The organism is Coprococcus sp. LG101-27 (assembly GCF_027695515.1).
Lineage (GTDB): Bacteria > Bacillota > Clostridia > Lachnospirales > Lachnospiraceae > Allocoprococcus > Allocoprococcus comes.
The window spans coordinates 25,803-50,693 of record NZ_JAQEUJ010000008.1 but is presented as its reverse complement, the minus strand read 5'-3'; the positions used below and the strand labels follow the sequence as shown (position 1 = coordinate 50,693).

Sequence of the window (24,891 nt, the reverse complement as noted above, 5' to 3'; positions counted from 1 at the left end):
TTCTTTTAAAATCCACTCATCGGATCAAAATCAAACTGAATCCGCATCTTTGCAAATCCCCGGTTCAATTCAATATATTGTTCCATTTTATCTTTCATTTCAATCAGGATCTCATAGGATTCCTGCTTCAGATACAAAACTTTCCGGTACACATCCTTGACCTTTCCGACTGCCGGAGCTGCCGGACCGATCACCTGTACCTTGCGGTTCTTCGTGATCCGCATTGCATATAATTTGAGATAGTGCATTCCTTTTTCCAGAAGTGCTTCATCCTCACAGGCTACCAGTACCGCCATCAGATGCTCTGCCGGCGGATACCCCATCAGTTCCCTGTAATTCATCTCTTCTGTATAAAATGCCTGATAATCCTGACGTGCTGCCGTCTGGATACTATAATGCTCTGGGCTGTAGGTCTGAATCACGACCTCTCCTTTTTTTGCCCCTCTTCCGGCCCTTCCCGCAGCCTGCGTCAGAAGCTCGAATGTCCTCTCTGCTGACCGGAAATCATCCGAGTATAAAGACATATCCGCAGCAAGCACGCCAACCAGGGTCACATTTGGAAAATCATGTCCTTTTACGATCATCTGTGTTCCGACAAGAATATCTGCCTCTTCATTTGCAAATGCAGATAGAATCTTTTCATGTCCTTCTTTGGATCTTGTAGTATCCAGATCCATCCGAAGTACCCTTGCCTGCGGAAATTCCTTTTTTACCAGTTCTTCAATCTGCTGTGTTCCTGCGCGGAAACCTCCGATATGAGGGGAGCCGCAGGACGGGCATTTTTTTGCAACCGTTTCTTCGTATCCACAGTAGTGGCACACCATTTTCCCATTATTGTGCGCTGCCAGTGAAACATCACAATGAGGACATTTTACTACATATCCGCAGGACCTGCAAGAAAGGAATCCGGCATACCCTCTTCGATTCAGAAACAAAATGATCTGTTCCTTCTTTTTCAGACGGTCTTCCATCAGCTCATGGAGCCTGTCACTTAAAATAGAACGGTTCCCTTTTTGCAGTTCTTCACGCATATCCACCGTGTAGACCTCCGGGAGTTCTGCTTTTGCAGTCCGCCTCTTTAATTCCAGCAACGTATACTCTCCCAGCTCGCACCGGTAAAATGCTTCCATGGAAGGGGTTGCCGATCCCAGTACCACACTTGCCCCTTCCAGGCTTGCGCGTTCGATTGCCGTCTCCCGCGCATGATACCGGGGAACCTGTTCACTTTTATAAGCTGCCTCATGTTCCTCATCGATCACGATCAGCCCAAGACTCGGAAACGGGGTAAAAAGCGCAGATCTTGGACCGATCATCACATCAATCTCTCCTTTTTTCGCCCGCATCATCTGGTCATACCGCTCTCCCGCTGAAAGTCTGGAATTCATGATGGAAACGCGTTCCCCAAATGTCCTGTAAAAGCGCATCACCGTCTGGTAAGTCAATGCGATCTCCGGGATCAGCACGATTGCCTGCCGCTTTTCCTTTACCACCTGCCGGATCATTTCCATATAGACCTCTGTCTTGCCGCTTCCAGTCACACCGTATAAAAGATAGGTCTTTCGGATCCCTTTTTCATAATCGTTTTCAAACGTCCGGATTGCTCTTTCCTGCTCCTCCGTGTAGGTAATAAAATGCCGCTGCTGCTCTTTTTCTTTCACAGGATTACGGTAAATCTTATGATTTTTGATTTCCAGAACCCCCTGCTCTTCAAGAGCTCTCACCACCGTCAGCGTGATATTCAGCTTCTGGCTGATCAGAGAATATTCTACCTCTTCATCATCCAAAAGTGCTTCCATCAGTCTTGCCCGCGCTTTCTGGTTCTTGTGAAGATATTCTTCCAGCTTCTTTTCGCCTGCTTCTCTGGAAATACATCTTTTTAAAATCCGCTGTTCCTTCTGCTGCTCGGTACGCTTGATCGGAAGCACCGTTTTCAATGCCTGGATCATTGTACCTCCATAATATTCTTTCATCCACGCTGCAAGTGCAACCAGCCTTGCCTCAATCGCTACACTTGATGTATCTGTGCGCAGAATATCCTTTATTTTTTCCGCATCATAATCACATGTTTCCGAAAAACCGACAATATACCCCTTCGTTTCCCGGTTCCCCCGTCCAAACGGCACAATGACGCCTGCACCGGTTCGTAAATCTCCTTCCAGTTCTTCCGGTACACGGTACTGAAATACTTTATCCAGTTTTTCATGTGTAATATCTATAATAATGTCTGCGTACATTCTGTCTGTTCCTTTTTTTGTCTCTTTTGTGCAGCAAGCCTGACGGCTTTTCGCACCAGTTCCCGGTCATCCATCGGATACCTGACTCCCTGGATCTCCTGGTAATTTTCATGTCCCTTTCCCGCAATCAGTAGGATATCCCCTTGTCTTGCCATTTCCACCGCAAAGAGTACTGCCTCTTCCCGATCCTGGATCATCCGATAGGCTCCGGAAGTTTCTTTGATGCCTTCTTCAACGTCTGCCATAATCTTCGCCGGCTCTTCCCATCTCGGATTATCTGAAGTGATGATCGTCAGATTCGCAAGCTCTCCTGCCACTCTTCCCATCCCGCTTCTTCTGCTTCCGGCACGGTTGCCTCCACATCCAAACACCAGTAAAATACGTTCTGGTTCGTAAATTCTCAGCATTTTAAGCACTTTTGCAAGACTCATGGCATTATGCGCGTAATCAATGTAACACAGGATATTTTCTCCTGCATCTACCCGTTCCATCCTGCCTCTTACCACCAGATGCTTTAACACGTCTCCTGCTTCTTCTCTTTCAAATCCAAGACAGCTCACCGTCTGTAAAGCAGCCAGTGCATTGTACACATTAAATTTTCCAGGAAGGGCAAGCTCATATTTTCTATCATCTGCATAAAATACCGTTTTAAGTTCTCCACCTTCCATCAGAAAACTGATTTTTTCTGCCGTCAGTACATGACTGTTTCTAAATCCTCTTTCCTGCCCTTCTTCTTCCCGACAGGTAAATCCGTATTTCGTGCAACATTTTCTCTGGAACATATAGCTGCACTGTGCATCATCCAGATTCCCTATTCCAATCCTGCACTGTTCAAAAAGACATGATTTGTAATATCGGTATTCCCCAAGACTTGCATGCTCGCCTGGTCCGATGTGATCCTCCCCGAAATTAGTGAATACCGCAATTTCAAACCAGATTCCATCGATCCGATGCTGCTTTATTCCCTGTGAAGATACCTCCATCACCGCATAGTGGCAACCTGCTTCTACCATTTTAGCAAAATACGACTGAATGGTAAAGGCATCCGGAGTCGTATTTTGCGAAGTTACCACTTCATTTCCAAGATGGTGGCCGATCGTACCGATCAGTCCGCATTTTTGGCCAATACTTTCCAACATCTCCCAGATCATCACTGCCACCGTACTTTTCCCCTTTGTGCCGGTCACGCCAATCACTTTCAACTTATCAGCAGGACTTCCAAACCAGATCCTGCTGATCCCGGCAAGAGCTTCCCGTGTATCTTTTACCAGAACGACGGCAACATTTTCCGGAAACTTCAGCATCCTTCCCCCAGATACCAGTTTTTCTATCAGAATGCAGGATGCCCCAAGGTTGCAGGCTTCTTCTATATAATCATGTCCATCTGCCCGGCTTCCCTGAATGCAGACAAACAGACTGTCTTCTTCTGCCTTTTGGGAATTACAGGTAATCCCCCGGATTTCCATCTCTTCTTCTAATTCCGGCATTTGGATCACCGCATGCTGAATCCTTTTAAACAGAACCGAAAGCTTCATAAGGCTCCTCTTTTTGGACTCTTTGTTTTCAGAATATGCTGTTTCCCCTCAAACGTCACACCGGATATGAAAATATATAAAATGGGTGGATTTCCTGCTTTCGTTTTCACGCATCCTGTGCGTTTGCAGGAACACCCACCCATCTCTCAGTTTCTATTGATGCTTTTTATCATACTCGGCAAGATATTCTTTAACATACTGTGTATCTGATTTGCAGTCCAGATACTCACAGCCATATTTCTGTCTTGTCTCATTTCCTTTTCCGGTAATCAGGAAAATAGTCTTTCCCTCTGCTTCATCCATCGCTGCTTTGATTGCTTCTCCCCGATCCTCGATCATGGCATACGGACAGTTTTGTGCTTCCACATACTGTGCGATTTCTTTGGAAATCTGCTCTACCGGCTCATATCCCGGATCTTCCGCTGTCAGATAAACCTTTTTCGCATACTGACCCGCTACCGTTCCAAGGTCTCTTCTCCGGATAAATGCTTTCTTTCCGGGGCATCCGAAGATCGATACGATATTATAATCCGGATATTCATCTTTTATTGAAGAGAACAGCTTTTCAAAACTAAGCTTGTTGTGTGCATAATCCACAACAGCGATCAGATTCTTATCTGCACTTCCATAAAGCTCCATACGTCCGCTGGATCTTGCCCTCAAAAGACCGCTGTGCATATACTCCTTCGGGATTTCAAGAAGAATGGATGCCGCAATGACAGCCAGTGCATTTTCCACATTGAAAAGTCCCGGCATCGTCAGACGGAATTCTTCATCAAACAGCTCTGTCTTTACCATAAATACCGTTTCATGTCCGTCTTTCTGGATCTCATAACCATAAACATCCGCTTCCGGATTCTTTGTACTGAACGTCAGCACCTTCTCACAGACCTTTGACTCTTTCAGAATACGGTCTGCAAAATCTGCATCCATGTTCACAACTCCGTAACGTGATTTTCCGAAAATTTTCAGTTTAGACGAAAAATAGTCTTCAAAATCCGGATGCTCGATCGGACTGATATGGTCCTCTGAAATATTCAGAAAAATTCCCACATCAAACTGCATGTTATCGACACGATTGTATTTTAACGCCTGTGAAGATACTTCCATCTCGGCAAATGTAATACCACTTTCTACGGCATGGCGCAGATGCTCCTGCAATTCTACCGACTCCGGCGTAGTAATATGGGATTCTTTCTTGATCACTCCGTCATAAATATCGATTGAAGAAAGGACTGCACTTTCCTTTCCACCGGTTGCTTCCATATAATCATCCACGATTGCTTTCATATAGTAAGCAGAAGTGGATTTTCCTTTTGTTCCGCCGATTCCGGTGATCGTCAGTTTCTTCCACGGTGCATTATTGAACTTCTCTGCAAGTGGAGGCATCGCCTTACGGATATCGTCTACCAGAAAATATGGAACATCTTCTTTCGTTTCATATTTTACTTCGCTGACATAAGCAATCGCACCTTTTTCGATCGCTGCATCCAGATACTCAGCCTTAAATGCCGCACCTTTGCAAATAAACAATGTCCCTTCCGTCACCTCTCTGGAATCATAGGTCAGATATCCTACGTTTTTTTCTTCTTCCCCATTTGAATAAAATTCTTTCATCATACGCAGGTTCTGTAACAGATTTGCGTACTCCTGTAATGTGTATTTTTCCATCTGGTATTTATCTCCCTTATATTCTTTCCGGTATTATTCCCGGTACTCTGCGCCTGATCTGATGATGGATTCTCTTACCAGAACATCCATTGCATCCATGCAGTCTGCCGGTACCTGATAATATTCTTTGAATACCGAAATCTCTGTGCATGCAAGAATTACTGCATCACAACCTTTTGCCTTCAGATCATTATAAGCACGGTCAAATTTGTTCTTGTCTCCCGGCTTTCCTTTTTTGATATCATCATAGATCAGCGACATCACATCTTTCTGGCAGGCTTCTCCCGGAACTACCGGTGTGATTCCAAATTTTTCGCAGGCTCGGTGGTAAGTCTTTGCCTGCATCGTTCCATCTGTTCCCATGATCCCGATCTTCTTCACTTTTGGATGAGCCTCTACTACATATCTGACACTCTCCTCTACCATATTGATGATCGGAACACTTGTAGATTTCTGGATATCTTCCAGGAAATAGTGCGAGGTATTGCACGGAATCGCAATATTTTCCACTCCCAGCATCTCCAGATCTCTTGCGTCCTGTGTGATCGCTTTCAGAAACGGAAGCTTATTTCCTGTAAGGATTGCCTGTGTCCTGTCCGGCATTGTCGCATGACTTAAAATGATCATGTTGATATGCTCCTGATCACTCTCCGCCTTTGTCCTCGCGATCACTCTTGCATAATAAAAACTTGTCGCCTCCGGTCCCATTCCGCCGATAACACCTAATTTTTTCAGCATATCATTCTCCCTGTTTCAGCTTCTCTTAGCTGTAATATTTCTTAAAGTTACCAAACTGTCTGAGATGATTCTTCACCATAGCAAGATAACGTCTTGGTTTAAAATCACCTCTCTTAAATACCGGATTGACCATCTTCTTTTCCTTAAGAAGGCGTCTCATCTTCTCACGGTTTGCTTCTTCTTTGATATATTTGAAAGCAACTGCCTTCGGTACTGTCATCCAGAGATGTTCTTCTTTTGCAAATTCAAGCGGCAGTTCTTTTCCGTAAACATATTCTTCTACTACATATTTTGCAACATTGAATCCAGATCCTGTCACATAATAATTACTTCGTCCCTGGCGGGTGTTGATCTCGAAGAAACGGTATTTGCCATCACGCCTGTCATACTTGATATCAAAGTTGGAGAATCCTACATAGTGCAAATCTTCCAGCAGATTCTTCACCTTCATCATCAGCTCTTCGTTTGGCTCTGTGATGATAACTGCATGATTTCCAAGTCCGTGTGGTGTGTGTTCTTCCAGGAGTACATGTCCCAGACACATCATTTTAACTTTTCCATTCCGGTCAGAATAAGAAGTCAGAACACGCATATATTCATCATTTCCCGGAATCATATCCTGGATGATCAGTTTATCTGTATAACCTGCCCCATAGATATCCCGAATTACTTTTTCCAGTTCTTTTCTGTCCTTGATCGTGTAGATCTTATTCTGGGTTGCAAACGGATGCTCCCAGTAAGAAATACTGTCAGACGGCTTTAAAATTACCGGGTACGGGAAATTCATCTCAAAATCCAGTCCCATGGACTGATCGTAAATAATCGTTCCCGGATAATCTACCCCATGCTTTTCGCACAACTTGTAGAAAGTCTCTTTCTGCTGCAGACTGTTCATCAGATCAAAATCGATATATGGTGCGATAATATTTTTCTCAAGCTCTGCCTTATGCTTACTGATCAGCGCCACATAACTGTCACCACATCCGATGAGCATAATCTTTTTGTCTTTATGCTTTTTTGCAAATCCATTGACTGTCTGAAGAAAATAATCGTCCGTATCAATCTTCGGATTCGGATGATATTCGATGATCTTACTTCCGTAACTCGGTCCTGTTGCAAACTTTCCAAATATATATGTCTTCACCTGATACTGCTCATAAAATGCGCGGGCAACACTGTAAGTATTGATATCTCCACCAAGCAGTACCGGAATAAATTCTCTGTCTTTAAATTCCATTGTTTAAAGAAGCTCCTTTCTATCCCCTTATATTTCTACATATCATCTCATTATACTCCAGGGATTCTTTAGGTGTCAAGGCATGGAAACAGCTCTGAAAGTTTCCCGGGAAATTTTCAGAACTGTTTCTTTTCATATTTCTTCTCTTTTTCTCTCTGCTCCAGAACACTGCCCCGTATCACCGCATCCGCCCCATACTTTCCGCGGATCTCTCCCATTGCCGCACTGAGCTTTTTCAGCTTTTCCATGCTCTTCTTCGGCTTCTCAGATTTCACCTCGAATTGCAGGTCAAACAGGCTTAACTGCTCCGGTTCATCTTCATCCACAAGCTTCGCTGTGCGAACACCAAGCAATCTGATCGGCTTACCGTTCCACAGCTCATCGAACAGACTGCAGGCCGCCTCGTAGATCACCTGATCTGCACCGGATGCTCTGCCAAGCTGCTTCTGGTGAGATACATTCTGAAAATCACTGTAGCGGATTTCCACACTAACCATATTGGCTTTCTGCCCTGCTTTCCTTAGTCTCTTTCCCACACTTTCTGCCAGAGAAAATAGAACCTTTTTTGCATCCTCTGCCTTTTCCACATCTTTTGGAAGTGTGGTGGAATTACCGACACCCTTTGCTGCGGTCTCCTCGGATTGCACCTTTGCATCACCGATTCCATTCGCAAATTCCCACAGCGTTCTCCCATGACTTTTCAAATGGAATTCCAGAAGCTTCGGATCTGTCTTCGCAAGCTCACCAATTGTCCGGATTTCCAGCTTTTCCAGAATCGCCACACTGGACTTCCCTGCCATAAAAAGCTCACTCACCGGGAGCGGCCACATTTTTTCCTTGACCTCTTCCGGGAAAAGAGTGTGGACACGGTTTGGCTTTTCAAAGTCTGATGCCATTTTTGCCAGAAGCTTGTTTGTCGAAATTCCCACATTCACGGTAAACCCAAACTTTTCATAAACCCGGGCTTTGATTTCATACGCAGCCTCCACCGGCGAAGAAAAACGCTGTGCGATTCCGGTAAAATCCATATAGCACTCGTCCACACTGACCTGCTCGATTTCCGGTGTATAGGTTTTCAGGAAATCCATCAGTCTCCGGCTATACTCCCTGTACATCCTGTGATTTGGCGGATCCATGTGAAGATTCGGACACTTACGGAACGCATTTACCACCGGCTCTCCCGTCCGGATGCCGAATTTCTTTGCCGAAGGAGATTTCGCCAATACGATCCCATGGCGTGATTCTCTGTCACCGCCGATGATCGCGGGGATCGTACGGATGTCCACATCGGCACCATTTTTCAGTTGTTCTACTGCCGTCCAACTAAGGTAGGCTGAATTGACATCTATATGGAAAATGATGTGTGACATTCCTGCTGTCTCCTCTCTGTGAATAATCGAGCAGGCTGACTCCTGCTCGATTTGTATACTTTGTACACCATCTCGCTTAACAGCCAGGTGATGTACATTCGACAAATGCAGATCCTTGTGCAAGCACAAATCTGCACTTGGCTCATCGTATACACAAAAAATACGGAATATGATATTCATTTTATCATATCCCGCATCCATTTTCATTATTTTATCTTTTATTTATCAAGCTTACTGCCGATTTCACTCCATCCACAGTTAAATACATATTGTGCAAATTCTTCCAGCTGCTTCTCATTATATAAACTTAAATCCATCGTTTTCAGCTTGGATTCTACTATTTTTTTGTTGTATCTCAGATCGGATACATATGAACAGTCCACTCTCTTTATCATATCATCAAATATATCTCTTTCCATATGTTCCCTCTTTTCTACATAATGTTAATTATGTTGTAGTTTTCGATATAGGTATTTTGACTCGAAAATATGAAAATAAAAAGGAAAAAATAAATGTTTTACATAATTAAAGTGAAAGGACTGTTTTGCATTTTTGTAACGTTTTTTAATGTTGACAGTCTTTGTAATACAGACTAGAATATAGTTGGACTGAGTTTGGACGATTTATATTACAACATAATTAACATTATGTCGTCATTCTACAAGCATCTCTAACATTTCCATGCTCTTTTTCCATTCCATAATTCCATCCGAAGCATAAATCCTTGTCACCTCGATACTGCTGTGTCCCAGAATATCCGCAAGCTGCAACAGATTTCCTGTAACCCTGTAAAAAATTCTTGCAAACATATGTCTGAAATTATGCGGAAATACTTTTTCGGTTTCCACCCCCGCACTTACTGCAAGCTGTTTTAATTCTCTCCATATATTCGACCGGTCTTTTTCATGACCTGATCTCGTTATAAACACATTTCCCTTTTGAATTCTGTTTTTTCTTATATAATACAACAGTCTTTTTCTCAACTGATCCGTTAAAATAACCGGTCTGTATTTTCCTTTATTCCACACCTTCACGATCCCTCTTTGAACACTATCAACTGAAAAATATCTTAGCTCACTGATCCGGATTCCTGTCCCTGCAAGCGTCTCCATAATCATTACAAGCTGTTCCTTTCCCTGCTCTTTTGCTTTCCGCACCAGTTTGATATAATCGGATTTCTGCAGTTCTCTTTCCATCATCTTTGAATTACAGCCCTGTACACGGACTCTGCGGAGCTTCCATTTTCCAAGCCCAACGGCAAGTAAATACTGATTCAGTGCCACAAGCATCGAATTTACACTGCTTACTGCATAATGCTGCATCAGCCACTCCCGGTAAGCAAGCAGAAGTTCCTTATCTATTTCTTCCGCTTCTGCTGCATAGGAATAAAAAGTCGTTACATCTGTCATATATTTCTTCTTTGTTGCCTCCGATGCTTCCCGCTCGATCAAATACTTCATAAAGATTTCTTTTTCAAATTTCATTCCGCTCATAATGTGTCCTCCTAGTTTTTTCTTTTTACTCACATTATTTCACAGATCTGAAATTTTATTAACCGAAAAAGCAGTAGGACAAAAACTTTTTTCATTGTCCTGCTGCTCATATCCGCCTATTTTTCTTAATTGATTTTAATTTGCATGAATCCTATCATAGTAGTACTGGAAATCTGGAAGTGGAATATCCTTCTTTTTAATATTTTTCTGAGGATAAAAAAGTAATTCCACCTCTTTTGGTGGCATCATCTGGAGTTCTTCAATCGGAATTTCTCCCGCATGATAACGTTCCATAATCAAAGATAATGTTCCGGATCCAATCTTATACCGATCCATGCTAGAGCTTCTTAATTTTTATATTATATTGGCTTGAATCCTTTTCCACGCACTTCATTCGATTCCATTGTAACAAGAAACGCTGATGAATCTACTTTCTTTACAGCTTCTTGAATCGTATGCATTTCTTTATTGTTACATGCACACATTAATACTTCTTTTTCACGTCCTGTATAACTTCCTTCTGCCTTAATCAAAGTTGCCCCTCGTTGTGATAGCTCATCAATTTTTGCCGCAATTTGCGGCCCCTTTTCTGTTACAATCAAAGCAAGTTTTCCAGCATCAACGCCATACATTAGCTTATCTACGACAAATGATAGAATATACGTTCCAATTAATCCATAAATAATCTTATCAATGTTTCCATGCATCAGAATTCCACCAATAATTACAATAATAAAATCCATAACAATGATAATTTTTCCTACAGAAATATGTGGCTTTGCCTTGTGTATTGCCATCAAAACAAAATCTGCTCCACCTGTAGAGGTATCTCTCATGTAAATTAATGCATATCCGATTCCTGAGAATACACTCATACAAATACAAGATAACATCATATCACCTTGGTAAATTGGAAGCAATGGAACAACCCAGTCCATCAGTATATTAGAAATTAACATTGTCTTTATTGATCTTAAAAAAAATTGTTTTCCCAACAACTTGTAACAAATTAAAATAATTGGAATATTCAAAATTGTCGTCATTGTACCAATTGGAATTTTCCAAAAATAATAAAACACGATTGCAATACCTGATATACCTGCTACCGGAAATCCAGATGCCACTGCAAAATTATAGACTCCAATCGCAATGAAACAACCACCTACAATATCAAGTAAAATATCAATTAAAAATGTCTTTGCCTTTGATTTCAATGTGAATTCCTCCCTATTACGGAATCTTATTTCTTTTGCATCACAATACATTGATATGTTTGCAGTTTTATTGAACCTGTAAGGATTTCATCAGTAATCAAATTTGTATAACATTCATTCAAAACCATCTTCACAGGATGTCTGTTAAAATTCTGAAGAAAATATACATCATCTTTCTGTTCTTTTCCACTTCTTTTTGAAACAGTAACTCCATAAGGCAATGTTTCCGTCAAATTTGCTTCCACATTTGCTTCCTCAATTACATCGCCCAAAAATTCTTTCAAAAATTCCAGATCTGGTTGAACAGCAACATAGTAAGCTTTTCCTTTGCCATACGCATTTTCTGTAATTGCTGGAGTATTTACATTGTAATCTTGCAAGTATGTTCCCAACGGCTTTGCAGTTTGAAGTGTCACAACTTCTCTTAACACACCGGCTTTATATACACCGTCTTTATAGGAGAAAGTATTTGGAAAATATTCATTCCCCACATCAATCTCATCAACTGATAATCCTAGCAATCTCTCATGTGGTCTCTCTCCAATAAAACATAAATCTGTTTCATTTACTACTCCACTCCAATAAGTTGTTACATATATTCCACCTGCTTCCACGTATGCTTCTACTTTATGAATATACTCTTTTTTATGTAAGTACAAGGTCGGAGCAACCACAAGCTGATAATCTAACAACTCTCGATCCATGGAAATTATATCAACTTCAATTCCTTTTTCCCAAAAAACCCGATAATATTTTAAAAGTTCTTCCGTATAATCAAATTTTCTCGATATTGCTTGTGCGTCAGAAAGAGCCCACCAATTTTCCCAATCCATAATAATAGCTACCTTCGCCCTATTACATGTACTTAGTATTTGACTGCTTAGCTTTTCTAGATCTTTGCCAATCCAAGCAACTTCTTGAAAAACTCTATTCTTTTCTGACGCATCATGATCAACAACCGCTCCATGAAACTTTTCACTCGATCCTCTGCTTTTTCTCCATTGAAAATAAAGAACACTATTCGAACCTAACGCAATTGCCTGCATTGAAGATAAGTAATTCATCCCCGGTCTTTTTACATTATTTTCCTCATCCCAATTCACAAGTGATGGTGTTGATTCCATCATCAAAAATGGCTTCTTCTGAAATCCTCTCATCTGGTTATGCATAAAGGCTGCCCACACAGCAATCGGTACTTCATCTTCTTTTGTATGCCAACTCGGATAAGAGTCCCAAGAAATCACATCCAACTCCTTTGCCCATTTATCATAATCCAATGGTGAAAAATACATCATCATGTTTGTTGTAACTGGAAGATCCGAATATGTTTTAACAGCTCGAATCTCTTCTCTACAAAAGTCCTGTAACTGTTCGCTCACAAATCTTTTCCAGTCCAATTTCAAACCGTGTAATTCATCCTCTCCCCTCGGAGAAGGTGAATGAATCTGTTCCCAATCGGTATAAGTATGACTCCAAAACGCACTCCACCATGCATGATTCAATGCATCCAATGTTTTGTATTTTTTTTTCAACCATTTCCGAAATGCTTTTTGACATTCTTCGCAATGACAAGAAGCATCCCTAAAATTTCCTCCGTATTCGTTTGATATATGCCAAAGAATTACTCCTGGATGTTTTCCAAAGCGTTCTGATAATTTCAAATCCAACTTTCTAGTTTTTTCTCTCATAACAGCAGACGTGTAACAAAAATTATGCCTTTTTCCTGGTAAATTCTGTATCCCGTTTTCATCTGTCTGCATTACTTCAGGATATTTTTGAGTCATCCAATTTGGCATTGCACCTGTTGGTGTAGCTAGATTTGTATAGATGCCATTGTCATATAAACGGTTAATAATTTCTTCTAAATAGTCAAACTGATATTTTCCTTCTTCTGGCTCTAAAAATGCCCACGAAAATATTCCTAGTGAAACATTATTTACATGCGCTAATTTCATTAACCGGATATCCTCTTCAAGAATATCCGGTCTATCTAACCATTGTTCAGGATTATAATCTCCACCATGCAGAAGACCTGGCATATTTATTTTTTTATATTCCATTTCTAATCCCTTTCTTTATAGATATCATTTATTATTTTACAGCTCCAGTAATACCTTCTGCAAAACTCTTCTGTAAAATAAAGAATACTAAGGCGGTAGGCAATGTACATATTAAGACTGCCAACATAAGCATTCCATAGTCTGTTACATATCCCTCTGTCAGATTTGCTACAACCATTGGCATTGTCATGCTCTCGGATTGTGTCATGATTACTTTCGGCCACATATAACTATTCCAAGCATTCATAAATGTAATAGTCATAGCCGCTGCATATGTTGATTTCATTGTAGGAATAAACATCTGAAAGAAGATTCTAATTTCCGAAAGTCCATCTAATCTGGCAGCTTCAATAATATCACGAGGAAATGATCTTGCACTCTGCCGAAACATCATGATTAAAAATGGGGTTGATATCGTTGGTAAAATGAATCCCAACGTACTATTTAACATTTTCATTTTTGCAACCATCTGAAACAATGGGACCAATATCGTAATAAATGGAACCATCATCGCAAGAAGAATCACACCCATCACGGCATCTTTTGCTTTATCATGATAAATTTCAAATCCATATCCTGCCAAGGAACATATCACCATCGAAACTATTGTAAGTAATATTGCATATTTAAATGAATTGACCAATGCAGCCCATACATCTTGATTTGCCAGCAGATTTTTCAAGTTTTCTCCCAAATGAGAGCCAAACGATAATACACCTTTTGATACATCCACACTTTTGTTTGTGGATGCACTTACCATCCAGTACAAAGGAAATACTGAAATAAAAGTAACCAAAATCAAGAATGCATACATTCCTATATTTTTCATTTTTTTAATCACGTTTATCACCCACCCTCATTTGTATAAGTGCTAATACTGCAACCAACAGTAATATAAAGAAGGACATCGCTGCTGCATATCCAAAATTCGGCACATACTTAAAACATAAATTATATATGTAATGTGACATAGAGATCGAAGCATTCGCAGGACCTCCATCGGTCAAGTTAATTGATTCATCAAATAACTGTAATGTTCCATTTGTTGACATTATTGCTGTCAACAAGATAGTTGGTTTTAATAATGGAACAGTAATCTTAAAAAATGTCTGTATTGCTGATGCTCCATCAATTTTTGCAGCTTCGTATACTGAATATTCAATGTTTTGCAATCCAGAAAGGAAAAATACCATATTATATCCTGTCCATCTCCACAAAAGAGCCAATATGATAACTATTTTTGCCGCAAATGGTTGTGTCAAAAAATTATATGGTTTATCCAAAATTCCCAAATTCACTAGAACATAATTTACTAATCCATCATTTGCAAACAAAGACCGAAAAATAATTGAGTACGCAACCAATGAAGTTGTACACGGCAAAAAAATCATTGTTCGGAAAAATCCTTTAAACCGTAAGTCTTTTTTATTTAGAATACAAGCTAACACCATCGCTACTACAAGCATAATGGGCACTTGAAGAATGAAATAAAAAAATGTGTTTTTTATTGACTGAATAAATACATCATCTTGAAACATTCTGATGTAATTTGTAAATCCAGCCATCTGCATATTTCTACCTTTCCCCGTCTGAAAAGATAAAACTAATGCTTTGATCATTGGCCAAAAACTAAACACCGCAATCAAAAATGTTGCTGGTGCCAAAAAAGCCCATCCTGTTAAATTATGCTTTTTTTCTAACGTCATTTTTCTTGGTTTGTTAGACACAAAAACTCCTCCTTTCTATCCATAAGGGGGATGGTTCTACATTCCATCCCCTTGTATGATAGGAATCTCTCTTACTGTCCCATATTAAAATTAACAGTATCTTCCGCTTTTTTAAGCTCTTTCTCTAAATCTGCACCATTTGTAATATTTGTTGTCGCAACAGAGATTGCGTCTCTTGCTTCATGGAAATATGGTCCCGTAATAATAGAAGGAACTTTTGTTGAATAGTCAACTATTTTTTCAAACACTGCATCACCAGAGAAAAATTCATTCGGTACTGCATATGCATCAGAATCTCCTGCTGGTGTCCATGTAGCAATTGCTCCACAAGAGAGAATATTATTATATAACTCTGTACTTCCAGCAAATGTAGATGCAAGAAAATCTTCTGCTAACTCTACGTTTCCACAATTCCCTGAGATTGCCCAGGAAGAACCTCCAATATTTGAATAGTTTGTGGCACCCTTTACATTTGTAAGTTTTGGAATATTTGTAATAGCCCATTTTCCTGACTGATCCTCAGCTGTCTGAATTGTTCCCATAATCCAACACCCATTAATCACACCTGCAACTTCACTGTTCAACATTGAGCCAGTGTATTCATCCCAGTTATTTACTTCCTGTAACACACCTGAATCTTTCATTTTACAATATGTATCAATTACCTTCTTCAAAGTGTCATTTTTTGCAATATTCGTTGTTCCATCTTCATTAAACAAAGATGCTCCTGCAGACTGTAACATCATCGTAAGCAAATCACATTCGCCTGCTGTCGTTGTCAATAATGGTTTTCCTGTTTTTTCCAGTACTACTTTGCCTTTTTCAACCCACTCATCCCAGGTAATATCTGTAAAATCTTCTAAAGTCATTCCAGCTTCTTGCAAAATATCTGTACGATAACAAGCAATTGCTGCTCCGTTGTCAAAAGGCACTCCATAGTGTTTTCCATCTACAACAGAAAAATCTGTTTTACCAGGAGCAAATTCTGAAAAATCAATTTTCTTTTCAGAAATTTCTGTAAATACATCTGGATAAGATAATACATTTTTTTGGAATGCCTGGTCTTGCATCAAAAAAATATCTGGCAATGTGCTTAGATCTCCTGATATACCAGCCGTAGTAAGTCTAGACTGTACATCTACATCTCCAACTTCGACAATATCAATTTTCACATCTTGATGATCTTCTTGATAAATTTTTGCAGCTTCTTCCATTGCAAAAATATTAAATGTTTTGTCCCAACACCATACTGTAATTGTATTATCGTCTTTTTTGTCCCCTGAACCTCCGCATGCTGCAATCCCCATTGCCATCGTAGCTATCAATAAAATTGCCACTATTTTTTTTCTCATTCGTTATATTCTCCTTCTACCATGCCCCTTGATACCCTATTGTTACCGCACTATTCCGAGCTCCTGCTTCCATCGAATCTTGAACATTCAATCCATTCAAAATCCCATATAAAAATCCGGCAATAAAACTGTCGCCTGCACCCATTGTATCAACAACTTTACACTCTATGATTCCAAATCGATACCAAGAATTTCCATCATACCCAATGCTTCCATTTTTCCCCAATGTTGCAATAATGACTTTAGGTCCTTTTTGTTGCATTGCTTTCATGAATTCCTTTAATTGTTCCGTACAATTTTCTTTTTCTTTTAAGCCCATGCTATGATATTTCTGTCTAAACTCATTGCGTGATTCCTCGTCAAAAGAGAAGAATGCATATGTCACATATGGAATCGCTTTCTCAACAATTGGATTTGCAAATTTATTGGCAAAATCAAATGCAACTGGAATTTCTTTCGAAATAAGTGGAAGCTCATCTTCAATCATTCCCCAAATTCCTGTAACCGCTAAATCATGTTTCTTTATAAAGGAAATGTCTTGTTCTCTTAGCTTAAAGTCTGCCAAAACACCTTCTTCATATTTTCCAAACACTCTATCTCCGTCTACAATGTCAACATGTGTAACTGCGGTCTTTCCATCCAGCACTTGAATATGAGAAGTATCAACTCCTTTATTTTGAATTGCACTTATCATGATTTTTCCGAATGAATCAGTTCCAACAGCACCTGTATAAGAACTTTCTCCACCTAATCGTTTTATGTATACAGCAACATTCACTGGGTTTCCCCCTGGATAAGATTCATTCAATGAATCATAATAATCAATACAATTATCTCCTATTGCTGCTACTCTTATCTTTCTGTCCATTTTGCCACCTTAATAGTCCAGACATCTGTAATATCTTCTGATTTCCATAGGATGACAATTGACTTTTTCCATATGTACATCAATTCTCTGTGTTACCGCATGCATCACTAAATGTGATATATATCCTCTGTACTCTGGACTAATTCCTTTTAATTCAAATTTCTTGGTATCAATAATATTGTATTTTCCACAAATGCGTGGCAAGAAGTTTGCAACGCGCTCGCTCAATGATCTCTGAGAATCTTCCCCAATAAATACTGTAACTGGTGTATCTTTGTCAATTATTTCTAACATTCCATGGAAAAATTCTGCACTGTGGATAGATTTTGTACGAATCCAATGCTGTTCTTCCCAATAACACATTGCATAAGAATATGTGGCACCATACTGGTTCCCAGCCCCAACAAAATAATGAATTTTGTCGTCCTTATGACGATTTGCAAATTCTTCTCCGAAAGCATCTGCTTCCTTTTCAACTTCCACAAGTGCAGTTGCCAAATACTGATCCAACTCCTTGTATAAATCCTCATATTCTGGAAATTCTCCTGCATTATACATAAATCTATCTGCTACCATATAAAATTTCAATTGTTCATTGGCAGGATATGTAATCACATAGTCTACAAGTTTTGCAAGTTCTGCAGTAGCAACATCAATAAAACCAATCACCCTTGCTCCACTCTTCTGTGCTTTTTTTACTCCATCTACGATTTCAGAAGTTGTTCCTGTAACAGACGAAATAATTACAATAGTTCCTTCTCCAACTTTTTTATTTCCAGTTGTCAAATACTCTGCTGCGTTTTCAACAAAAAATGAAAGTTTTGATTTTTCTTTCATATGAACCTCTGCCTGGAGGCAAGATGCATATGTTCCACCGATACCGAGCCAACAAATATTCTTGTATCCTTCTTTACAAATTCCATCAATCAATTCATTAATTTGATTTCTCAGAGCAAGCGCTCCATTCACACTTTCAATCTGTTTCTGTTCATTAAATTTCAACATAGTGTTTTCCCTTTCCCTTCTTTTGTATTGGTGACTATTTTTAAATTTAATATACCACTTTTTTCATTTTTTTCAATATTTCACGCAAAAAATATTGAATATTGTTGTATTTTTATAAATATAAATGCATTTTTTTATACACAATGCATATATTTCTTTTATTCTGGTATGAAGCACATTTCAGGTTTACTATACCAGTTTTTATATTTATTTTTTATTTATTCATTTCTTTTTTCCTTTCCATTTGCTTTTTAAGAACTGACAACGTATAATTTGATTATAATTTACAAGTAAATTATAATATTAGGAGTTCTTATGAAAAAAAATTTATTAACTTTAGATGTTGCATTATCAAAAGAAATCAAATACATGCTAAAGGAAGAACACTATCTTCCAGGTGACAAACTGCCTTCGGAACGAAAGCTGGCAGAGCTGTTTCATGTACAACGCTTAACTGTTCGTGGAGCCTTGAATCTGTTACTTCAAGATAAAACAATTATCTCAAAACCACGAAGTGGTTATTACGTAGCGCCTAAACGCATTTTACAATCCATTCGTAATTTTTCCTTACATTCAGAGGAAGATAGCGGACAATTAACTTACGAATTATATGATTTCAAAAAAATAGAAGCAGATAACTATCTTGCAAGCGAAATGTTACTTCCTGAAAAATCGAAAATATACAAAATTGTTTGGCTTTATTCAGATGGTACTCAACCAATTTGTATCAATACAACTTATATTCCTGAATATATCTATCCAGATCTCACCCAACAAATTGCTGCTTCTGCTCCTGCAATTGATTTGATTACAAACAATTGTCAAATAACCTTGGCAAAATCGAATCAAAAAGTCACCTTACTTTACGCAGACACAAAGACTGCTCAAATTTTAAATATTCCTGTTGATAGCCCTTTAATGAAATACAAAGGGCTCATGTATGATAAACAAGGACATCTTGCAGTCTTTTTTGAAAATAATATGCTAATTGATCGTTTTGGTTTTATCAGGGAGGTAGTTTTATGAGCAATGATGATGTATTAGCCGCACAAATAAAATCTAGTATCATTACAAAAATTAAAACACAGGAATATCTTCCTGGGGAGTTGCTTCCTAGCGAACGGGATTTTGCAACAATGTATAGTGTAAGTCGGTATTTGATTCATGACATCTTTGACGAATTAATTAGCCAACATTACTTAATTCGCGTTCACGGAAAGGGAACTTTTGTCCGCAAACCCGAACAAAATCGAGTTGCTTTAGGAGTACTAAATGAATCAAAAAATGCCAGCTTTACCTCTTTAGTTCGTAACTTTGGTATTGAAATTTCCAATAAATGCTTAGGCACAGGTATAATCAAAAACAGAAAATACTTTGCAGATAAACTTGGACTTTCTGAAGAAGATGAAATATACGGTATTCATCGAATTCGTCTTGGAAACAAGGAACCTCTTGCAATTGAGTTTACCTATGTTCCTCTTCATTTTTTTTCAGATATCGATAATTACAATTTTGAGCACATATCGCTTTATGATTATATGAAATCCAAAAATCATTTGCCTGTAAAATTTAATGAGACAATGATGATGGTAGAAGCTGGCGAAAAACTTCAAAAGCACCTTCATCTTCCAAGTGCCACCTCTATCGTCAACTATATTGAATTCATAGGATACGATGAAAATGGTAATTTAGTTGAATATACAGAAAGTTATTCACGCCCTGATAAACTTGAAGTGCGCTTTGTCACAAATGATATCTAAATTCACTTTAATTTTACCATTTAGTATGTGTATGCACCATAAACAAAACAAGATAGAATATACACAAAATAATACTTTTTTAGGGGCGGGGAAAATTGACCACCTAAAGCCGCTTAGAATTAACCATTTTTAGTCGGATAGAAAAGCTTTTCCTTGAAATTTTCTTCACGCTTGTCATCGAATACAGCAGAAGCATTGTTTAGGGTGTCTTAATTTATGAGACCATTATAGTACTCAATATAACAAAAATAAGGACAGCTTTTTAGAACCTCATTAGTTCAAAAAACTGTCCTTATTTTCCATCCTATCGTTTTTTATCTTTTATGTTTTCTTTTCTGTATTTGTGCGGTGTCATTCCGTAACGTTTCTTAAATCGCCTGAAAAAATAGCTTTGATTCTCATACCCGACAATCCAGGGCTATTTCTTCAATCGAAAGCTTTGTATCGCACAACAGAAGAACCGTCATCTGAAATCTTTTTCTTTGCAGAAGCTCCTGAAAATTGTATCCGGTTTTTTGCTTTATCAGCTTGTATCGCGATTATGTGATTGAAGAAGCCATTTTATTCTCCGGTGCAAGCCCGAGGAGGGACGGCGTCTGCTTCAGTTCACGAATAAACCGATCAGTACAATCAGCACTTTTTTGTGTTTTTCAGGCCAGAACCACTTTCAGACTGCCTTCAAAAAACAGTTTGGTATAACTCCAAACGAATACAGGCGCAAGCGGTTATAAACCGTCCTGCGCCTGATGATGTCACCATGATCGGATTCGATGATCTGCCGATTGCAGATTCTTTATATGTCACATTTCTTATACTTCTCTTAAGTGCTGCTTGATCCTTGCAGTAAGTTTTCCATCCACATTATCGATCAGGATCGTATCTCCGCTGCCAACATTTCCTTCCAGAATCAGTTTAGCTGCCTCGGTTTCAACATTCTTCTGAAGATATCTCTTCAATGGTCTTGCACCATAGGTCGGATCATATCCGCCTTCCACTACAAGCTGTTTGGCTGCTTCGGTAAGCTCGATCCTCAGTTCTTTATCTGCAAGCCGTTTATTGATATCATTGACAAGCAGGCTGATGATAGAGTAGACATTATCTTTCGTCAGCGGACGGAACATAATCGTCTCATCCAGACGGTTCAGAAATTCCGGTCTGAAATGTGCTCTCAGATCATTCATGACCATCTCCTCTGCCTCTGGTTTGATATCGCCATTTTCATCGATACCATCCAGCAGATAAGAAGATCCGATGTTCGATGTCATGATCAGGATCGTATTCTTGAAATCAACGGTACGTCCCTGCGAGTCCGTGATACGTCCGTCATCCAGTACCTGCAGAAGTACATTAAATACATCCGGATGTGCTTTTTCTACTTCATCGAAAAGCACTACGGAATACGGTTTTCTGCGAACGGCTTCCGTAAGCTGACCGCCCTCATCATATCCGACATATCCCGGAGGCGCTCCGATCAGACGGGACACGGAATATTTCTCCATGTACTCACTCATATCGATACGCACCATATTGTTCTCATCATCAAACAGATTCTCGGCAAGTGCTTTTGCAAGCTCTGTCTTACCTACACCTGTAGGTCCAAGAAAGAGGAAGGAACCAATCGGCTTAGTCGGATCTTTGATTCCTGCTTTGGAACGGATGATTGCATCGGTTACTTTCGTAACGCCTTCGTCCTGTCCGATGACACGTTTGTGAAGTTCATCTGCAAGGTGCAGTGTCTTGCTTCTCTCGCTTTCGTTTAATTTTGCAACCGGAATACCAGTCCAGCGGGAAATGATCTTAGCAATCTCATCATCGGTAACACTTTCATGAACCAGTGACAGATCTTCATCTTTTACCTTTGCTTCCTCTTCTTCCAGCTGTTTCTGCAACTGTGGAAGACGTCCGTACTGAAGCTCTGCTGCCTTGTTCAGATCATAGCTCCTCTGAGCTGCTTCGATTTCACGGTTCAGCTGTTCAATCTGCTCACGGATCTTCTGTACATGTTCAACAGAATGTTTTTCGTTATCCCACTGTGCTTTCTGCTTTGCGAATTTTTCCCGTTCTTCGGCAAGTTCTTCCTGCAGTTTCTGCAGTCTTTCCTTGCTCAGTCGGTCATCCTCTTTCTTCAAAGCAGCTTCTTCAATCTCCAGCTGCATGATCTTACGGTTCAGTTCATCCAGCTCTGTCGGCATAGAATCCAGCTCTGTCTTAATGGATGCACATGCTTCATCAACCAGGTCGATTGCCTTATCCGGAAGGAAACGGTCTGAAATATAACGGTTACTCAGAGTAACCGCCGCAACCAGTGCGCTGTCTGTGATCTTGACACCATGGAATACTTCATAACGCTCTTTCAATCCACGAAGGATAGAAATGGCATCCTCAACTGAAGGCTCATCCACCATAACCGGCTGGAAACGACGTTCCAGAGCGGCATCCTTTTCAATATACTGGCGATACTCATCCAGAGTTGTCGCACCGATACAATGCAGCTCACCACGGGCAAGCATTGGTTTTAACATATTTCCGGCGTCCATTGCACCGTCTGACTTTCCGGCACCTACAATGGTATGCAGCTCATCGATAAACAGGATGATGTTTCCATCACTGTTCTTGACTTCTTCCAGAACTGCTTTCAGACGCTCTTCAAATTCACCACGATACTTGGCACCTGCAACCAGTGCTCCCATATCCAGTGCAAATACTTTTTTATCTTTCAAAGCTTCCGGTACATCACCACGCACGATACGCTGTGCCAGACCTTCTACTGCTGCTGTCTTACCTACACCAGGTTCACCGATCAGAACCGGGTTGTTCTTTGTCTTACGTGACAGGATACGGATCACATTCCGGATCTCTGCATCACGTCCGATGACCGGATCCAGCTTCTGCTCCCTGGCTTTTTCTACCAGATCTTCCCCGTATTTGTTCAAGGTATCATAAGTAGCTTCCGGATTATCACTGGTTACTCGCTGATTACCTCTTACCGAAGAAAGTGCCTGAAGGAAGCTTTCCCTTGTGATTCCAAGTTCCTTCATCATACCTTTGATCTCACGGTTCGCATATTTCAGAAGTGCGAGGAACAGATGCTCAACCGATACATATTCATCACCCATCTGCTTTGCCTCATCCTCGCCATGGATCAGCACATTATTCAGATTCTGACCAATATACATCTGACCGCCCTGTACCTTCGGACGCTTCCGTAAAAGCTCTTCCACACGGTTCATCATCGTCTCTTTTGTAATGCCCATCTTCTCAATCAGCTTGAGAATCAGGCTGTCATCTATTGTAAGCAAAGAATACAGAAGATGTTCCTGTTCAATTTCCTGGTTGCCATAATCTGCCGCAATCTTTTCAAGGTTCTGTACTGCTGCCATAGAACTTTGTGTAAATTTATTGATATTCATAACATGAGTCCCTCCTTTGCCTTGCTATCTTTGTTCTACTCGAACTATAGCACTTGTTATTAGCACTGTCAATAGTCGAGTGCTAAATCTATATAAATTTTTACTTCCCTGTCAAATCATCGAACTCATTTTATGAGTCCCATCTATATGAAACGCCCCGGATCCTTTATCTTCCTCCGGCAGCGGCTTTCTTATATTCCATCAGTTTCTGTCTTGCTTCTGCATTTAAATGTCTCGGAACCTGAATTTGTACCGTTACATACTGATCACCATGGACATTTGCATCCTTCATGGAAACGATTCCTTTTCCTCTTAAACGAATCTTGCTTCCTGACTGTGTTCCTTCTTTGATCTTACACATCACATCACCATACAGGGTATGCACCCTTGCTTCTCCACCAAACACAGCAGTTGTATAAGGAATGCTGACCGTTGTATAAACATCCATACCTTTTCGTTCATATCCGGCTTTTGGCTGAACAGTTACTTTCAGAAGAAGATCTCCTGCCCCACCTTTTCCGGTTCCCGGCATTCCTTTTCCACGAAGTCTTATGCTCTTTCCGCTGTCAATTCCTGCCGGAATATGCACCTCAAGTGTCTGTGCTTTTCCGCTCTGATCCTGCAGAGTAATTCTTTTATCACATCCAAATGCTGCCTCATCAAATGTAACAGACACACTGGCATTCAAATCCTGACCTTTCTGATCAAAGCCTGCTGACCCGTGGTCACCAAATCCTCCGAAGCCACTAAATCCGGATCCATCGTCATAGAAACTGCTTCTGTGAAAACCATGACCTCCGAAACCATCTGTGCTTTTACTGCTGCTTCCGTGGAAGATATCTTTAAACATATCTCCGAAAATATCATCTGCATTTCCTGTAAAATGATACTCCTGATATCCTCCAGGACCACTTTTGAATCCCTGGAAACCATTTCCAAATCCACTGCCCTGATAGCTGCCTCCTGCAGACTGGTCAAATGCAGCGTGTCCGAACTGATCGTACATCTTCTTCTTTTCCGGATCACTCAGTACCGAATAAGCTTCTGTTACTTCTTTGAATTTCTTTTCTGCATCCGGATTTCCGGCATTGGTATCCGGATGATACTTCTTCGCCAGCTTCCGGTAAGCTTTTTTGATTGTCTTCTCATCTGCATTCTTTGCTACTCCGAGCACCTCGTAGTAATCCCGCTTTGCTGCCATGCTCTGTCACCTCCTG

22 protein-coding genes are annotated in these 24,891 nt (G+C 40.0%); 3 read left to right on the top strand and 19 right to left on the bottom strand.

The genetic code is table 11. The features are described from left to right. Positions 1 to 5 precede the first annotated feature (5 nt). From priA to PG766_RS07725, 16 genes are all read right to left on the bottom strand, one after another. Positions 6 to 2,234 (bottom strand): replication restart helicase PriA, encoded by a 2,229-nt coding sequence (gene priA / locus PG766_RS07800; protein WP_270590714.1) that lies wholly within the window; start codon positions 2,232 to 2,234, stop codon positions 6 to 8. After that, positions 2,213 to 3,769, bottom strand: a complete 1,557-nt coding sequence (locus tag PG766_RS07795) for a UDP-N-acetylmuramoyl-L-alanyl-D-glutamate--2,6-diaminopimelate ligase (protein ID WP_055246345.1) — start codon at positions 3,767 to 3,769, stop codon at positions 2,213 to 2,215. Before PG766_RS07795 ends, priA begins: the two co-directional genes overlap by 22 nt. A gap of 153 nt (positions 3,770 to 3,922) precedes the next feature. Next, complete coding sequence (locus PG766_RS07790; RefSeq protein ID WP_008370817.1) at positions 3,923 to 5,440, bottom strand: Mur ligase family protein; 1,518 nt, start codon at positions 5,438 to 5,440, stop codon at positions 3,923 to 3,925. 33 nt (positions 5,441 to 5,473) lie between these two features. Beyond that, entirely contained in the window at positions 5,474 to 6,178 is a 705-nt protein-coding gene (locus PG766_RS07785) for an aspartate/glutamate racemase family protein (RefSeq protein WP_008370818.1), read from the bottom strand. 25 nt (positions 6,179 to 6,203) lie between these two features. Beyond that, the gene (locus PG766_RS07780) at positions 6,204 to 7,415 is read right to left on the bottom strand and encodes a carboxylate--amine ligase (protein WP_055297612.1); all 1,212 of its coding nucleotides are present in this window, start codon (positions 7,413 to 7,415) and stop codon (positions 6,204 to 6,206) included. Positions 7,416 to 7,531: 116 nt separating this feature from the next. Next, positions 7,532 to 8,785 (bottom strand): Y-family DNA polymerase, encoded by a 1,254-nt coding sequence (locus PG766_RS07775; RefSeq protein ID WP_118198842.1) that lies wholly within the window; start codon positions 8,783 to 8,785, stop codon positions 7,532 to 7,534. Positions 8,786 to 9,003: 218 nt separating this feature from the next. Next, a complete protein-coding gene (locus PG766_RS07770) occupies positions 9,004 to 9,204 on the bottom strand; it encodes a hypothetical protein (RefSeq protein ID WP_117835589.1) in 201 nt (66 codons plus the stop codon). A 234-nt stretch (positions 9,205 to 9,438) separates the two neighbouring features. Then, the gene (locus PG766_RS07765; protein WP_117555551.1) at positions 9,439 to 10,278 is read right to left on the bottom strand and encodes a tyrosine-type recombinase/integrase; all 840 of its coding nucleotides are present in this window, start codon (positions 10,276 to 10,278) and stop codon (positions 9,439 to 9,441) included. A gap of 135 nt (positions 10,279 to 10,413) precedes the next feature. Next, complete coding sequence (locus tag PG766_RS07760; protein WP_008370830.1) at positions 10,414 to 10,614, bottom strand: hypothetical protein; 201 nt, start codon at positions 10,612 to 10,614, stop codon at positions 10,414 to 10,416. 23 nt (positions 10,615 to 10,637) lie between these two features. Then, positions 10,638 to 11,543 (bottom strand): YitT family protein, encoded by a 906-nt coding sequence (locus PG766_RS07755; RefSeq protein ID WP_055297615.1) that lies wholly within the window; start codon positions 11,541 to 11,543, stop codon positions 10,638 to 10,640. Next, complete coding sequence (locus PG766_RS07750) at positions 11,519 to 13,552, bottom strand: beta-galactosidase (RefSeq protein WP_118198800.1); 2,034 nt, start codon at positions 13,550 to 13,552, stop codon at positions 11,519 to 11,521. The genes PG766_RS07755 and PG766_RS07750 overlap by 25 nt, the downstream gene beginning before the upstream one ends. A gap of 31 nt (positions 13,553 to 13,583) precedes the next feature. Then, positions 13,584 to 14,393, bottom strand: coding sequence for a carbohydrate ABC transporter permease (locus tag PG766_RS07745; RefSeq protein ID WP_008370839.1), 810 nt, complete (start codon positions 14,391 to 14,393; stop codon positions 13,584 to 13,586). Further along, the gene (locus PG766_RS07740) at positions 14,386 to 15,279 is read right to left on the bottom strand and encodes a carbohydrate ABC transporter permease (RefSeq protein ID WP_055297617.1); all 894 of its coding nucleotides are present in this window, start codon (positions 15,277 to 15,279) and stop codon (positions 14,386 to 14,388) included. Before PG766_RS07740 ends, PG766_RS07745 begins: the two co-directional genes overlap by 8 nt. A gap of 71 nt (positions 15,280 to 15,350) precedes the next feature. Beyond that, positions 15,351 to 16,631, bottom strand: a complete 1,281-nt coding sequence (locus PG766_RS07735; protein ID WP_118198799.1) for an ABC transporter substrate-binding protein — start codon at positions 16,629 to 16,631, stop codon at positions 15,351 to 15,353. A 16-nt stretch (positions 16,632 to 16,647) separates the two neighbouring features. Then, positions 16,648 to 17,499, bottom strand: a complete 852-nt coding sequence (locus PG766_RS07730) for a PfkB family carbohydrate kinase (RefSeq protein ID WP_055246327.1) — start codon at positions 17,497 to 17,499, stop codon at positions 16,648 to 16,650. Positions 17,500 to 17,508: 9 nt separating this feature from the next. Further along, a complete protein-coding gene (locus tag PG766_RS07725; protein ID WP_004074321.1) occupies positions 17,509 to 18,504 on the bottom strand; it encodes an SIS domain-containing protein in 996 nt (331 codons plus the stop codon). A 315-nt stretch (positions 18,505 to 18,819) separates the two neighbouring features. Between PG766_RS07725 and PG766_RS07720 the strand changes: the two genes are divergently transcribed. Beyond that, a complete protein-coding gene (locus PG766_RS07720; RefSeq protein ID WP_118198798.1) occupies positions 18,820 to 19,530 on the top strand; it encodes a GntR family transcriptional regulator in 711 nt (236 codons plus the stop codon). After that, positions 19,527 to 20,264, top strand: a complete 738-nt coding sequence (locus PG766_RS07715) for a GntR family transcriptional regulator (RefSeq protein ID WP_008370857.1) — start codon at positions 19,527 to 19,529, stop codon at positions 20,262 to 20,264. The genes PG766_RS07720 and PG766_RS07715 overlap by 4 nt, the downstream gene beginning before the upstream one ends. Positions 20,265 to 20,568: 304 nt before the next feature. On the opposite strand, the gene PG766_RS17095 is transcribed toward PG766_RS07715, so the two are convergent. Next, a complete protein-coding gene (locus PG766_RS17095; RefSeq protein ID WP_227084887.1) occupies positions 20,569 to 20,676 on the bottom strand; it encodes a helix-turn-helix domain-containing protein in 108 nt (35 codons plus the stop codon). Positions 20,677 to 20,827: 151 nt separating this feature from the next. On the opposite strand from PG766_RS17095, the gene PG766_RS17090 reads away from it, so the two are divergent. Then, positions 20,828 to 20,995: a helix-turn-helix domain-containing protein gene (locus PG766_RS17090; RefSeq protein ID WP_082421158.1), complete on the top strand. Its 168-nt coding sequence runs from the start codon at positions 20,828 to 20,830 to the stop codon at positions 20,993 to 20,995. A gap of 78 nt (positions 20,996 to 21,073) precedes the next feature. Here PG766_RS17090 and clpB read toward each other — a convergent pair whose 3' ends face one another. Both clpB and PG766_RS07695 read right to left on the bottom strand, forming a co-directional pair. Continuing rightward, positions 21,074 to 23,674, bottom strand: coding sequence for an ATP-dependent chaperone ClpB (gene clpB / locus PG766_RS07700; protein ID WP_118198797.1), 2,601 nt, complete (start codon positions 23,672 to 23,674; stop codon positions 21,074 to 21,076). Between the two features lie 166 nt (positions 23,675 to 23,840). Next, on the bottom strand, positions 23,841 to 24,875 hold the full coding sequence (locus PG766_RS07695; RefSeq protein ID WP_118198796.1) for a DnaJ C-terminal domain-containing protein: 1,035 nt from the start codon (positions 24,873 to 24,875) through the stop codon (positions 23,841 to 23,843). Between the last annotated feature and the right edge of the window lie 16 nt (positions 24,876 to 24,891).

Bases quoted from the DNA above. Each gene is read 5' to 3' on its own strand.
- PG766_RS07720 (WP_118198798.1), top strand. From the start codon at position 18,820: ATGAAAAAAAATTTATTAACTTTAGATGTTGCATTATCAAAAGAAATC.
- PG766_RS07760 (WP_008370830.1), bottom strand. From the start codon at position 10,614: ATGGATCGGTATAAGATTGGATCCGGAACATTATCTTTGATTATGGAA.
- clpB (WP_118198797.1), bottom strand. From the start codon at position 23,674: ATGAATATCAATAAATTTACACAAAGTTCTATGGCAGCAGTACAGAAC.
- PG766_RS07770 (WP_117835589.1), bottom strand. From the start codon at position 9,204: ATGGAAAGAGATATATTTGATGATATGATAAAGAGAGTGGACTGTTCA.
- PG766_RS07790 (WP_008370817.1), bottom strand. From the start codon at position 5,440: ATGGAAAAATACACATTACAGGAGTACGCAAATCTGTTACAGAACCTG.
- priA (WP_270590714.1), bottom strand. From the start codon at position 2,234: ATGTACGCAGACATTATTATAGATATTACACATGAAAAACTGGATAAA.
- PG766_RS07775 (WP_118198842.1), bottom strand. From the start codon at position 8,785: ATGTCACACATCATTTTCCATATAGATGTCAATTCAGCCTACCTTAGT.
- PG766_RS07730 (WP_055246327.1), bottom strand. From the start codon at position 17,499: ATGGACAGAAAGATAAGAGTAGCAGCAATAGGAGATAATTGTATTGAT.
- PG766_RS07755 (WP_055297615.1), bottom strand. From the start codon at position 11,543: ATGTATTGTGATGCAAAAGAAATAAGATTCCGTAATAGGGAGGAATTC.
- PG766_RS07780 (WP_055297612.1), bottom strand. From the start codon at position 7,415: ATGGAATTTAAAGACAGAGAATTTATTCCGGTACTGCTTGGTGGAGAT.
- PG766_RS07750 (WP_118198800.1), bottom strand. From the start codon at position 13,552: ATGGAATATAAAAAAATAAATATGCCAGGTCTTCTGCATGGTGGAGAT.
- PG766_RS07795 (WP_055246345.1), bottom strand. From the start codon at position 3,769: ATGAAGCTTTCGGTTCTGTTTAAAAGGATTCAGCATGCGGTGATCCAA.
- PG766_RS07765 (WP_117555551.1), bottom strand. From the start codon at position 10,278: ATGAGCGGAATGAAATTTGAAAAAGAAATCTTTATGAAGTATTTGATC.
- PG766_RS07785 (WP_008370818.1), bottom strand. From the start codon at position 6,178: ATGCTGAAAAAATTAGGTGTTATCGGCGGAATGGGACCGGAGGCGACA.
- PG766_RS07725 (WP_004074321.1), bottom strand. From the start codon at position 18,504: ATGTTGAAATTTAATGAACAGAAACAGATTGAAAGTGTGAATGGAGCG.
- PG766_RS07735 (WP_118198799.1), bottom strand. From the start codon at position 16,631: ATGAGAAAAAAAATAGTGGCAATTTTATTGATAGCTACGATGGCAATG.
- PG766_RS07715 (WP_008370857.1), top strand. From the start codon at position 19,527: ATGAGCAATGATGATGTATTAGCCGCACAAATAAAATCTAGTATCATT.
- PG766_RS07695 (WP_118198796.1), bottom strand. From the start codon at position 24,875: ATGGCAGCAAAGCGGGATTACTACGAGGTGCTCGGAGTAGCAAAGAAT.